Genomic DNA, 12,708 nt, shown 5'->3' on the forward strand with positions numbered 1-12,708 from the left:
TTCAATCAGATGATGCCGCCGCCGCCGGAAACGGAGGCGGGGCGTTCGGCGGCGACCTTCTTGCGGTAGCCGCTGGCACGGTAGGTGGCGACCGGGTCGATCGCGCCGCCGGCGCGGCGGCGGGCCTCGGCCAGGATCGGCTCGACATCGGCACGGTAGGCCCGCTTCAGTGTCTCCGACGCCATCAGCGCGTCATTGTCCTGCTGGTATCCGTCGAGCGCCTTGCGGTCGACGATCAGTGCCTGCGCATAGGCGCGGCGAATCTCATTGGCGCTGTTGATCAGGCTTTCGATCGGGTCCGTCACATTGTGCGACTGGTCGATCATATGGGCCGGGTGAAAATCGTTCACACCGCGCTGATCGGCGTCCACGAGCTCGTTGAAGACGAGGAACAGCCGGTAGGGCTCGATCGCGCCGGCATCGAGATCGTCGTCACCATATTTCGAATCGTTGAAATGGAAGCCGCCGAGCTTGCCGAACTGGATCAGGCGGGCAACGATCATCTCGATGTTGGTGTTCGGCGCGTGATGACCGAGATCGACGAGGCAATAGGCTTTCGGACCAAGCGTCTGGGCGATCAGATAGTTCGTGCCCCAATCCTGCACGACCGTCGAATAGAAGGCCGGCTCGTACATCTTGTGCTCGGAGAACAGCCGCCAGTCGTCGGGAAGCGCGTTGTAGATTTCGGCCATCGAGGCGAGATAGCGCTCGAAAGCCTTGGTGAAATTGCTCTGGCCCGGGAAGTTCGAACCGTCGCCGATCCAGACGGTCAGCGCCTTGGAGCCGAGCGCCTTGCCGATCTCGATGCATTCGAGATTATGCTCGACTGCCTGCCGGCGGGTCGCCGCATCCGTGTGGCTGAGCGAACCGAATTTGTAGGTCAGCTTCTGGCCGGGTGCGTCCGAGAAGGTGTTGGAATTCATCGCGTCGAAGCCGAGGCCGAGCGCGTCGCCCTTCGCCTTCAGCTCCTTCACATCGGTCTTGTCCCAGGGGATATGCAGGGACACGGTCGGCGTTGCCTGCGTCAGCTGGTTGATGACGGCGCAATCGTCGAGCTTGTCGTAAATGCCGCGCGGCTCGCCCGTGCCGGGGAAGCGGGCAAAGCGCGTGCCGCCGGTGCCGACACCCCAGGAGGGGACCGCGACGGTAAATTCCGCGACCTTGCGGGTAATCGCCTCGATATCGACGCCACGGCGGGCGAGCGTTGCGCCCAGCGCCTCGTAGTCAGCCTTCAGCGCGGCGGCGCGCCTGTCGTTTTCCGTCGCGACCAGATCCGGCGCAATCCTGAATTCAGCCATGTCTTCCTCCCAGAGATTTATGGCGGCGGGCAAAGCCCGCCGCTTGCTGTCAGCGCGTGAAGCTCTGAACGTTGCCCGCATCGACATTGATGATGTTGCCGGTCGACTTGGCAGACAGATCGGACGCCAGGAAGTAGACGGCTTCGGCAATGTCTTCCGGGAAGACGTTGAGCTTCAGCATGGAGCGCTTGCGGTAATGTTCCTCGAGCTCGTCCACCTCGATCTTCGAGGAGGCCGCCCGCTGTTCGCGCCACTCGCCGCTCCAGATCTTCGAGCCGCGCAGCACCGCATCCGGATTGACCGTATTGACGCGGATACCGGCTTCTGCGCCTTCGAGCGCAAGGCAGCGGGCAAGGTGGATTTCGGCGGCCTTTGCGGTGCAATAGGCAGCCGCGTTGGGCGAAGCGGCAAGACCGTTCTTCGACGCGATGAAGACGACATTGCCGCCGAGCGCCTGACGGCGAAACAGGCGGAAGGCCTCACGAGAAACCAGGAAATAGCCGGTCGCGAGAATGTCGATATTGCGGTTCCACATCGAAAGCTCGGTCGCTTCGATCGGCGCCGAGGAAGCGATGCCGGCATTCGAGACGAGAATGTCGATACCGCCGAATTCGACGCAGGATTCGGCAAAGGAAGCGATGACCGCATCTTCCTTGGTGACGTCGAGCTTTACCGTGCGCACAGCGTCAGCGCCGTACTTCTTGACGAATTCCGCTTCGGTCGATTCCAGTGCCGCCTGATCGATATCGGCAAGCACCACGCAGGCGCCCTCGCCGACCAGACGCGCGGCTGTTGCGCGGCCGATGCCGCCGGCGCCGCCGGTGACGAAGGCGACCTTGCCGGCCAGGCTCTTCGGCTTCGGCATGCGCTGCAGCTTGGCCTCTTCGAGCAGCCAGTATTCGATATCGAAGGCTTCCTGCTCCGGTAGGCCCTGGTATTCGGAGACCGTCGAGGAACCCCGCATCACGTTGATGGCGTTGACGTAGAATTCGCTGGCAATGCGGGCCGTCGCCTTGTCGCGGGCAAAGGAAAGCATGCCGACGCCCGGCACCAGGAAGATGACCGGATTGGCGTCACGCATAGCCGGCGAATTGTCATGTTTGCAGGCATTGTAATAGCGGGCGTAATCGGCACGATAATCTTCGAGCGCCTTGTCGAGGCCGGCGATGATGGCATCGACGTCAGGCTTTGCCGGATCGAAATCGACGATCAGCGGGCGGATCTTGGTGCGCAGGAAATGGTCCGGGCAGCTGGTGCCGAGCGCGCCGAGCGGGCGCAGGTTCTTGGAATTGACGAATTCCAGCACCGCGTCCTGATCGTCGAAATGACCGAGCTTGCGCTCCTGCTTGCCGATGCGGCCACGAATTTCCGGCATCAGCCGGGCAGCGATGGCGCGACGCTCGGCGACCGGCAGGCTTTCGACGGCAGCACCGCCGAAGATCGTCTTGCCTTCCGTCTGGCCGGCAAACCATTCGATCGCCTTGTTGATGATATCGAGCGTCAGTTCGTAGCAGGCCTTGGCATCGTCAGCCCAGGTGAAGAGACCGTGGCTCTCGAGGACGACGCCCTTGGCGTGCGGGTTCGCCTTGACGAAGGCTTCGAGATCGAGGCCGAGCTGGAAGCCCGGACGGCGCCAGGGCAGCCAGCCGATCGCGTCACCGAAGACCTGCCTGGTCAATTCCCGGGAATTCTTGGAGGCGGCAATCGCGATGATCGCGTCCGGATGCATGTGGTCGACATGCGTATAAGGCACGAAACCGTGCAGCGGCGTGTCGATCGAGGCGGCGCGGCCGTTCAGGTTGAAGGTGCAATGCGGCAGGAAGCCGACCATGCGGTCCTCGTCCTCGACACCCTTGTAGATGCCCTTCAGCGATTCCAGCTTGTCCTGATAGAGCGTTGCGAAACCATCGAGCTTGATCGTGCCGACGTCGCCGCCCGAACCCTTGACCCAGAGAACCTTGACTTTGCCGCCGGTCAACGGATCGGTTTCCATGACCTTGGCCGAGGTATTGCCGCCACCGTAATTGGTGATGCGCTTGTCGGCGCCGAGCAGATTCGAGCGATAGAGAAGCTTGCCGGGCTCATCAATGCCCGCCGCGTAAGCATCATCCCACCGGTTCTCGAGAAGTCGAACCTTTGCCGCCATGTCATCCTCCCATATAGGCTTGCGGGGCGCGGCGATGAGCGCGCCCTTTCGCTCACGGTATCGCGCATCGAAATGGCGCTTGTCAATCGAAAACGATCAAAATCGATTATGTTGCATCGCAATATGAAAATTTATGATCGTTTCTGATTGACAGGCTTTAACGGATACGAAATAAATATGACAAGAGGAGGAGCCCAATGCACGAACGCGAACGCCATCGCATTATCTTAAGCGCCGTTCAGGAAAAGTCCGTCGTTACGATTCAGGACATTTCCGAGCTGACGGATGCTTCTGAAGCGACGATAAGGCGCGACATTGCGGCTCTTCATGTGCAGGGCAAGATCCGGCGCGTGCGTGGCGGCGCGGAAGCCGTCCACCCGCCGCAGCTCGGCAATCTCGCGGGGCGGCCCTTCAGGGTTTCAGAATCCGTCAACATCGATAAAAAGCGCTCAATCGCGCGCGCAGCCGTCGATCTCTGCGAAGCGGGCGACGCCATCATCATCAATGGCGGCACCACGACCTTCCAGATGGTGCATTATATGGCCGGCCATCGCATGCAGGTCATGACCAATTCCTTTGCTATCGCCGAACATCTGGTGAAGCATTCCAAGAACACGGTGACGGTGCCGGGCGGCGCGATCTATCGCGAGCAGAGCCTGATCCTGTCGCCTTTCGACAATGATGCGATCCGCAACTTTTATGCGCGGCGCATGTTCATCGGCGCCCAGGGCGTCGGCCCGCTCGGCATCATGGAGGCGGACGCCCTCATCATCCAGAGCGAGCAGAAACTGATGCACCAGGCCGACGAGCTTGTCGTCATGGTCGATTCAAGCAAATTCAATCGCCGGTCGAGCCTCATTCTTTGCCCGCTCGACCGCGTTTCTGTGGTCATCACCGATGACGGCATCTCGGAGGAAGCGGCGCGCATGATCGAGAATGCCGGCATCCGGCTCGTTGTCGCAAGCCCGGTGGCCCAGGTTGTGAAGGAGGATTCCTCGTCGGTCGCATGAGGCGCCGCCGGGGTGTGGAAGTCTAATCTTAGTGGGAGGACATGACATGAAACTTGCAAAGACACTTGCGCTCGGCGTAGCGCTCGCCGTCGCCATGATGGCCGGCAACGCCAGCGCCAAGGACATCAAGATCGGCCTCGTCGTGAAGTCGCTCGGCAACGGCTTCTTCGACGCCGCCAACAAGGGTGCTCAGGAAGCAGCCAAGGAACTCGGCGGCGTGGAAGTCATCTACACCGGCCCGACGACGACGACGGCCGAAGGCCAGATCGAAGTCATCAACTCGCTGATCGCGCAGGGCGTCGACGCCATCGCGATCTCGGCAAACGACCCGGACGCCGTCGTTCCGGCTCTGAAGAAGGCTGCCCAGCGCGGCATCAAGGTCATCTCCTGGGACTCCGGCGTTGCTCCGGAAGGCCGCATCCTGCAGCTCAACCCGTCTTCCAACGAGCTGATCGGCAAGATGTGCCTGACGCTCGCCAAGGATCATCTGGACGGCGGCAAGGGCGACTTCGCCATCCTGTCGGCGACGACGACCTCGACCAACCAGAACATCTGGATCGACCAGATGAAGAAGCAGCTCAAGGACTTCCCGGGCCTCAACCTCGTCACCACGGTTTACGGCGACGACCTCTCGGACAAGTCCTATCGTGAAGCCGAAGGCCTGCTGAAATCCAACCCGAACGTCAAGGTCATCGTCGCTCCGACGACGGTCGGCGTTCTGGCCGCCTCCAAGGTCGTCGAAGACAAGGGTCTGGTCGGCAAGGTCTACGTGACCGGTCTCGGCCTGCCGTCCGAAATGGCCGGCGCGATCAAGTCCGGCGCGACGAAGGAATTCGCCATCTGGAACCCGATCGACCTCGGCTATTCCGCAACCCAGATCGCCTATCGCCTTGTGAAGGGTGATACCGACGGCAAGCCCGGCAGCGAAATCGAAGCCGGCCGCATGGGCAAGATCAAGGTTGGCGACAACGGCGAAGCTGCCATGGCCGATCCCTTCGTCTACAATGCCTCGAACATCGACCAGTTCTCCAAGGTCTTCTGATTTTCAGAGATCATGAACAGACACCCGGCGGCCCTGCCGCCGGGCTTCTCTTTCGATGATGGTAAGCTTGCTGATGACCCCTGCCCTTCAACACCCCGTCCCGGACGCAAAAGCCGACGACGTACCCGCCATTCTGGAAATGCGCGGCATCTCACAGATCTTTCCGGGCGTCAAAGCGCTCGATAATGTCAGCATCGCGCTCTATCCCGGCAAGGTGACGGCACTGATCGGCGAAAACGGCGCCGGCAAGTCCACGCTCGTCAAGATCCTGACCGGCATCTACCGCCCCAACGAGGGCGAAATCATCGTCGATGGCAAACCGGCACATTTTGCGACGGCGCAGGCCGCCATCGACGCCGGCGTGACTGCCATCCATCAGGAAACCGTGCTCTTCGACGAGCTTTCGGTTGCCGAAAATATCTTCCTCGGTCACGCGCCGCGCACCCGCTGGCGCACGATCGACTGGAGCGAGATGAACAACCGCTCCCGGGCGTTGCTGACCTCGCTCGAAAGCAATATCGATCCGACGATCCGCCTGAAGGACCTCTCGATTGCGCAGCGCCATCTGGTGGCGATCGCTCGCGCCCTGTCGATCGAGGCCCGCATCGTCATCATGGACGAACCCACTGCCGCCCTCTCGCGCAAGGAGATCGACGACCTCTTCCGGATCGTCGAGGGCCTGAAGGCGAGTGGCAAGGCCATTCTCTTCATCAGTCACAAGTTCGACGAACTCTACGAGATCGCCGACAATTACGTCGTCTTCCGCGACGGCCGCGCTGTCGGTCATGGCAAGCTCAAGGAAACGCCGCAGGACGAAATCGTCCGCATGATGGTTGGCCGCGACGTTGAAAACGCCTTCCCGAAGATCGACGTGGCAATCGGCGCGCCGGTGCTCCAGGTCGAGAAATACAGCCACCGCACCGAATTCCGCGATATTTCGCTGACGCTGCGCAAGGGCGAAATCCTCGGCATCTACGGCCTGATCGGCGCCGGACGCTCGGAACTCGCACAATCGCTCTTCGGCATCACCAGGCCGCTCTCCGGCAGGCTGACGCTTGAAGGCCAGGAGATTTCGATCAACTCGCCGCATGAGGCCATCCGCGCCGGTATCGTCTATGTGCCGGAAGAACGCGGCCGTCACGGCCTGGCGCTGCCGATGCCGATTTACCAGAACATGACGCTGCCATCGCTGGCGCGCACGTCGCGCAAGGGCTTCCTGCAGGCGGCCGAAGAATTCGCGCTCGCGCGCAAATATGCCGAGCGGCTGGACCTGCGTGCCGCTGCCCTTTCCGTGCCGGTCGGTACGCTTTCGGGCGGCAACCAGCAGAAGGTCGTCATCGGCAAGTGGCTGGCGACCAAACCGAAGGTCATCATCCTCGACGAGCCGACCAAGGGTATCGACATTGGCTCGAAGGCTGCCGTTCATGGCTTTATCAGCGAACTTGCGGCCGAAGGCCTCTCCATCATCATGATCTCCTCCGAACTGCCCGAGATCATCGGCATGTCGGACCGTGTGCTGGTCATGAAGGAAGGCCTGTCGGCCGGGCTCTTCGAGCGCGATCAGCTTTCGCCGGAAGCGCTGGTGCGCGCGGCGACCGGAAATGCGTGAGGTGACGGCATGATGAGACTGATCAGAAAACGCGAAACCCTGCTCTTTGCCATCATCGTGGTGATGATCGCCGTCTTCTCGACGCGTGCGGCAGATTTCGCGACCCCGGACAATCTCGCCGGCATCTTCAACGATACGGCGATCCTCATCATCCTGGCGCTTGCCCAGATGACGGTGATCCTGACGAAATCGATCGACCTTTCGGTTGCGGCCAACCTCGCCTTCACCGGCATGGCGATCGCGATGATGAATGCGGCCTTTCCCGGACTGCCGCTGATCGTGCTGATCCTTGCCGCAGTCGTGATCGGCGCGGCTCTCGGTTCGATCAACGGCTTCCTCGTCTGGCGCCTCGAAATCCCGCCGATCGTCGTCACCCTCGGCACGCTCACCATCTATCGCGGCATGGCCTTCGTGCTGTCGGGCGGCGCCTGGGTCAACGCACACCAGATGACGCCCATCTTCCTCTCCGTTCCGCGCACGCCGATCCTCGGCCTGCCGGTCTTGAGCTGGGTCGCGATCATCATCGTCGCGCTGATGTACATGCTGCTGCGCTACAGCCAGTTCGGCCGCTCGGCCTATGCGACCGGCGGCAACCCGACGGCCGCCGTCTATGCCGGTATCGATACGGGCAAGACGAAATTCCTGGCCTTCGTGCTGTCAGGCGCGCTTGCCGGCCTTTCCAGCTACCTCTGGGTCTCGCGCTACGCAGTCGCCTATGTCGATATCGCCAACGGTTTCGAACTCGACAGTGTTGCGGCCTGCGTGATCGGCGGCATTTCCATTGCCGGCGGCGTCGGCTCGGTTGCCGGCACCGTGCTCGGCGCACTCTTCCTCGGCGTCATCAAGAACGCCCTTCCCGTCATCGGCATTTCGCCTTTCACGCAGATGGCGATCTCGGGAACCGTCATCATCCTCGCCGTCGTCTTCAACGCAAGGCGTGAGCGCAATCGCGGGCGCATCATCCTGCGTGACCGCGCAGCAGCGGAGGTCGCAGCATGAGCATGGTTTCCTCCAGTCCTGAAAAGCGCGTCATTCCCGATCGCCTCGGCACGCCGTTCAAGCGCTTCATGGCGAGCTGGGAAGTGCTGCTTTTCGGCGTGGCCGTCCTGATCTTCATCTTCAATTCCGTGGCCTCGCCCTATTTCCTCGATGCCTGGAACCTCTCGGACGCGACCTTCAACTTCACCGAAAAGGCAATGATCGCCTTTGCCATGGCGCTGCTCGTCATCGCCGGCGAGATCGACCTGTCGGTTGCCGCCATCATTGCGCTTGCCTCGACGGCGATGGGGGCTGCGGCTCAGGTCGGCGTCGGCACGCCGGGCCTCGTGCTGATCGGCATCGGCACGGGCCTGCTCTGCGGCATCTTCAACGGCTTCCTTGTCTCGGTGCTGAAGCTGCCGTCGATCGTCGTCACGATCGGCACGATGAGCCTGTTCCGCGGCATTTCCTACATCGTGCTCGGCGATCAGGCCTATGGCAAATACCCGGCGGATTTCGCCTATTTCGGCCAGGGTTACGTCGTCTGGGTCTTCTCCTTCGAATTCGTGCTCTTCATCGTGCTGGCGATCCTCTTTGCCATCCTGCTGCATGCGACGAACTTCGGAAGGCAGGTCTATACGATCGGCAACAACGATTTCGCCGCCCGCTTCTCCGGCATCCCGGTCGAGCGCGTGAAATTCATCCTCTTCCTGCTGACCGGCGTGATGAGCGGAGTGGCCGCCGTCTGCCTGACCTCGCGCCTCGGCTCCACCCGTCCGTCGATCGCGCAAGGCTGGGAGCTTGAAGTCGTCACCATGGTGGTGCTCGGCGGCATCTCGATCCTCGGCGGCTCCGGCACGATCGGCGGCGTCGTCATTGCCGCCTTCGTCATGGGGCTCGTCACCTTCGGGCTTGGCCTGTTGAACGTGCCCGGCATCGTCATGTCGATCTTCATCGGCCTGCTTTTGATCATCACCATCGCCATCCCGATCATCGCCCGCCGCATCAAAACGATGAGCGCCAAATGACCCTGGAAAAACACGCCTTCAAGATGAAGCTCAATCCCGGCATGGAGGCCGAATACAGGAAGCGGCACGACGAGATCTGGCCGGAACTGGTCGATCTTCTGCACCGGTCCGGCGCCAGCGACTATTCCATCCACCTCGACCGCGAGACCAACACGCTTTTCGGCGTGCTGACCCGGCCGAAGGATCACACGATGGCAAACCTGCCGGACCATCCCGTCATGAAGAAGTGGTGGGCGCATATGGCCGATATCATGGAAACCAATCCGGACAATTCACCCGTCCAGAGCGACCTCGTGACCGTCTTCCACATGCCATGAGCGACTACCGCCACATCGCCGTTCTCGACATCGGCAAGACAAACGCCAAGGTCGTCGTGCTCGACAGCGCGACAGGCGCTGAAATCGCGGTCCGCAAGCAGCCGAATACGGTCATCCGCGACGGCCTCTATCCGCATTACGATATCGAAGCGCTCTGGCGCTTCGCGCTTGCCGCTCTGAAGGCTTTTGCCAGCGAGCCAGGCTTCGACGCGATCTCGATTACCACACATGGTGCGGCCGCTGCCCTGCTGGGGGCTGACGGCAAGCTTGCCATGCCGGTCATCGACTATGAGCACGAATATCCGCAGGAGATCCGCGAGGCCTATGATGCGCTGCGCCCGCCTTTTGCCGAGACCTTCTCTCCGCGTCTGTCGATGGGGCTGAACATCGGTGCGCAGCTTCATTACCAGAAGGCTGCATTCCCCGAAGAATTCGCGAAAGCGGCTGCGATCCTGACCTATGCGCAATATTGGTCGGCGCGCCTGACCGGTGTCGCCGCAAACGAGACGACCTCGCTCGGCTGCCATACGGATCTCTGGAACCCGAAAACCGGCGCCTATTCCTCCCTGGTCGACACACTTGCCATTCGTGACCGGATGGCGCCGATCCGTTCGGCCTTCGATGCGCTTGGCCGCGTTCTGCCGGAGATCGCCGAAGAGATCGGCGTTTCCGTGCCCGTCTATTGCGGCATCCATGATTCCAATGCCTCGCTGCTGCCGCATCTCGTCGGCCGCAAATCGCCGTTTGCCGTCGTTTCGACCGGTACATGGGTCATCAATTTCGGCGTCGGCGGCGATCTCGACCATCTCGACGCGACGCGCGACGCGCTTGCCAATGTCGATGCCTATGGCCGTGCCGTGCCCTCCTCCCGCTTCATGGGCGGCCGCGAATTCGAAATGCTGTCGGCCGAGATCGGCCAGGTCGGGGATGCGGCAGCGCGTGCGGTCATCAATGACGTTGTGGCGAAGGGCATCATGCTGCTGCCGAATGTGGCACCGGGCTCCGGTCCCTTTCCTGGCAAGGTCAGTCGCTGGATCGGTGCGGAAAGCGCCAGCCGCGAGCAGCGCTTTGCCGCCGCCTGCCTCTATCTCGCATTGATGACCGAGGCCTGCCTCGGCCTGATCGGCGCCAAAGGCCCGATCATCGTCGAGGGTCCCTTCGCGTTGAACGAAACCTATCTGTCGCTGCTTGCCGCAATCACCGGCCGCGACACGATGGCGCTGCCGGGATCGACCGGCACCAGCCAGGGAGCGGCCCTTCTTGCCGGCATCAAGCCGGTATCCGGGGTTGAAAAACACGTCCCGCCTCGGCCGATTCCGGGCCTTCCCGACTACCGGAAGCGCTGGTACGCCGCGATGGAATAACAGTCTTTCCAAGAGTGGCCTTGTTCAAGTCGGCTGCGCCGCTAGTGTGGCACCTCCCGATCTGATGGAGGAAAGAGCATGACTGATTCATTCGACCCGCGCGCCGTGGCCGCCAAGCTCCACGGCCTGCGCCAGGCCGGAAAGCAGGAACCGACGAGCGCCTTCCCGCTGCCGGCCGACCTGCAGCAGGCGATGGAAACGCAGAATGCCCTGAAGGCCGAAGAAGGTGTTGCAAGCAACGCCTGGAAGGTGACGGTTTCTCCCGAGGGGCAGCCGGTCACTGCGCCCCTCCATCCCTATGCCGAGACTGTCTCCGGCGCCACTATTGCCTGGTATCCGGGCCTGAAATTCGAAACCGAAATTGCCGTCCGCTTCGGCAGGGACCTGCCCCATCGCAAAGGCGCCCCCTACAGCCGCGCCGAAGTTCTCGATGCGATTTCCACCGCCTATCTCGGCGCCGAACTGCTGGTCAGCGCGGTCAAGGAAAGCGGCGCCGTCTCCTTCCTGCTTTTCCTTGCAGACCGCCTCGGCAACAGCGGCTACGTGCTCGGTCCCTCCATATCCAAGAGTTTCATCGATACCGCCGCAAGCACGCCGCTGACGGTCACTCATGGCGGCAGGACGATCTATGACGGCCTCGCCAAGCACCCGAAGGGCGACGTCCTGTCCTGGCTGGTCGACTATGCCAACGATCCTCTGCGGCCGGAAAGTTCACTGAAGTCAGGCGCGCTCGTCACCACCGGCACGCTCAGCGGCGCCGTCGAACTCGCCGAACCCGGCGAGATCGATATCCGCTTTGGCGACGGCGCACGGCTGGTGTTCTCCGTCGTTTGACCTCGGCATTTTTTCACGCCCAAACTGGGTGATTGTCATGCTGCCCCGCTTCTTGTATTAAACTTGAGTTTATGGCGAAGGTTTATGCCGGCCATCTGGCCGGAGGCGGAAGTGGAAATGACGTTTCAACCGCGCATGCAGAACAGGATCCACGGCTTTTCCGTCACCAAGGGCGTCAACCGCCGGGTGTGGAACGGTATCGTGGCCGATGTCTGGGATGTGGACTGCGCTCCCCGTTCCGGCGGCTACTATGTATCCCGGGACCCGCGGCTTTTCATCTTCCTCGAAAAGCGCGGGCCGGGCGATTCGCGGGTGAAACTTTCGCCGCGTGCGCAAGGCACAGTGCAGGACGCAGAAAAGCGGCCGATCTCCTACGTTCCTGCCGACATGGAAGTCTGGGCCGATCTGGTGGATGTGCATTCCGTGCGCCATCTCGACATCCATTTCGACGTCGAGACCATCAGCCGCCGGCTCGGCGACGACCTTGATCCCCAGCGGCTTGCCAGTGCGCAGCTTCTGTTTTCCGACGAGCGCCTGTTGTCGCTCGCCCAGCTGATCGCCGCCGAATGCGTCAATCCGCAGCCGCTGCATGATCTCTATGGCGACGGCCTGTCGCTCGCCCTCATCATCGATGTCCTGAAACTCACAAGAGTGCAGCCACGCAAGCGCAGCAAGCTTGCCGCCTGGCAGTTGCGGCGCGCCACGGAGTTCATCGAAGAGAATTGCCTGCGCAATATCCGCCTCGAAGAACTGGCCGCCGTCACCGGCCTGTCGCAATCGCATTTCAGCCATGCCTTCAAGGCTTCGACGGGCGTGGCGCCGCATCAGTATCAGACCAATACGCGCCTCGAGCGCGCAAAGCATCTGCTGATCACGAGCGAATATCCCCTGACGACCATCGCCGTGGAAACCGGCTTTGCCGATCAGGCGCATTTTACCCGAGTCTTTCGCAAGCATCTCGGAATCACGCCGGCGAACTGGAAAAAGGCGCAGCTTGCCTGATTGCAACACTTCCGGGCATTTGCTTGCAATGCGGAAAATTGCCCAAGAACGTTCAATTTCCACCCGATCGCGACAATCCG

At 61.7% G+C, this 12,708-nt stretch carries 11 protein-coding genes; 9 read left to right on the plus strand and 2 right to left on the minus strand.

What is annotated here, in order from left to right:
- Positions 1-5: 5 nt before the first annotated feature.
- Together rhaI and ACU8HS_RS22745 are read right to left on the minus strand one after the other, a co-directional pair.
- Positions 6-1,298, minus strand: coding sequence for an L-rhamnose catabolism isomerase (gene rhaI, locus ACU8HS_RS22740; protein WP_447016249.1), 1,293 nt, complete (start codon positions 1,296-1,298; stop codon positions 6-8).
- A gap of 49 nt (positions 1,299-1,347) precedes the next feature.
- On the minus strand, positions 1,348-3,444 hold the full coding sequence (locus tag ACU8HS_RS22745) for a bifunctional rhamnulose-1-phosphate aldolase/short-chain dehydrogenase (RefSeq protein WP_447016250.1): 2,097 nt from the start codon (positions 3,442-3,444) through the stop codon (positions 1,348-1,350).
- A gap of 197 nt (positions 3,445-3,641) precedes the next feature.
- Here ACU8HS_RS22745 and ACU8HS_RS22750 point away from each other — a divergent pair, with 197 nt between their 5' ends.
- The 9 genes from ACU8HS_RS22750 to ACU8HS_RS22790 all read left to right on the plus strand — a co-directional run bounded on the left by ACU8HS_RS22750 (position 3,642) and on the right by ACU8HS_RS22790 (position 12,628).
- The gene (locus ACU8HS_RS22750) at positions 3,642-4,454 is read left to right on the plus strand and encodes a DeoR/GlpR family DNA-binding transcription regulator (protein WP_112570296.1); all 813 of its coding nucleotides are present in this window, start codon (positions 3,642-3,644) and stop codon (positions 4,452-4,454) included.
- Positions 4,455-4,500: 46 nt separating this feature from the next.
- A complete protein-coding gene (gene rhaS / locus ACU8HS_RS22755) occupies positions 4,501-5,496 on the plus strand; it encodes a rhamnose ABC transporter substrate-binding protein (RefSeq protein ID WP_112570298.1) in 996 nt (331 codons plus the stop codon).
- Between the two features lie 73 nt (positions 5,497-5,569).
- Positions 5,570-7,105 (plus strand): sugar ABC transporter ATP-binding protein, encoded by a 1,536-nt coding sequence (locus ACU8HS_RS22760; RefSeq protein ID WP_112703564.1) that lies wholly within the window; start codon positions 5,570-5,572, stop codon positions 7,103-7,105.
- A gap of 9 nt (positions 7,106-7,114) precedes the next feature.
- Complete coding sequence (locus ACU8HS_RS22765; RefSeq protein WP_007825791.1) at positions 7,115-8,104, plus strand: ABC transporter permease; 990 nt, start codon at positions 7,115-7,117, stop codon at positions 8,102-8,104.
- A complete protein-coding gene (locus tag ACU8HS_RS22770) occupies positions 8,101-9,111 on the plus strand; it encodes an ABC transporter permease (RefSeq protein WP_447016251.1) in 1,011 nt (336 codons plus the stop codon). The genes ACU8HS_RS22765 and ACU8HS_RS22770 overlap by 4 nt, the downstream gene beginning before the upstream one ends.
- Positions 9,108-9,428, plus strand: a complete 321-nt coding sequence (gene rhaM / locus ACU8HS_RS22775; RefSeq protein ID WP_112703459.1) for an L-rhamnose mutarotase — start codon at positions 9,108-9,110, stop codon at positions 9,426-9,428. Before ACU8HS_RS22770 ends, rhaM begins: the two co-directional genes overlap by 4 nt.
- Positions 9,425-10,792 (plus strand): FGGY-family carbohydrate kinase, encoded by a 1,368-nt coding sequence (locus ACU8HS_RS22780; RefSeq protein WP_447016252.1) that lies wholly within the window; start codon positions 9,425-9,427, stop codon positions 10,790-10,792. The genes rhaM and ACU8HS_RS22780 overlap by 4 nt, the downstream gene beginning before the upstream one ends.
- A gap of 78 nt (positions 10,793-10,870) precedes the next feature.
- A complete protein-coding gene (locus ACU8HS_RS22785) occupies positions 10,871-11,626 on the plus strand; it encodes a fumarylacetoacetate hydrolase family protein (RefSeq protein ID WP_447016253.1) in 756 nt (251 codons plus the stop codon).
- A 117-nt stretch (positions 11,627-11,743) separates the two neighbouring features.
- Positions 11,744-12,628 (plus strand): helix-turn-helix domain-containing protein, encoded by an 885-nt coding sequence (locus ACU8HS_RS22790; protein WP_447016254.1) that lies wholly within the window; start codon positions 11,744-11,746, stop codon positions 12,626-12,628.
- Positions 12,629-12,708 lie beyond the last annotated feature (80 nt).

Source organism: Rhizobium sp. KDH_Rht_773_N (assembly GCF_052946295.1).